Genomic DNA, 250 nt, shown 5'->3' with positions numbered 1-250 from the left:
GGATCAAAGCTCACTTACAGCTCCCCGAAGCATATCGGTGTTAGTGCCGTCCTTCATCGGCTCCTAGTGCCAAGGCATTCGCCGTGCGCCCTTAATAACTTAACCTATAGCTTTCAATACACATCGTGTCTTGAAACCTTATTCGTTATTAAGCCTATAAAAAAACTTAAAAAATAAATGTGTTTGTTACAATTTCAATGTCGTTTTATCCAGTTTTCAAAGAACAAGTTTTGAAGTGTTTCATTCAGAA

1 rRNA gene is annotated in these 250 nt (G+C 38.0%); it reads right to left on the bottom strand.

Features of this window, described 5'->3' with window-relative positions:
• Positions 1 to 105 (bottom strand): 23S ribosomal RNA (locus ACVYAD_RS25325); the annotation flags it as partial.
• Positions 106 to 250: the final 145 nt, after the last annotated feature.

This window comes from Lysinibacillus sp. G1-3 (assembly GCF_056322905.1).
This window is presented reverse-complemented; position numbering and strand designations above follow the sequence as displayed.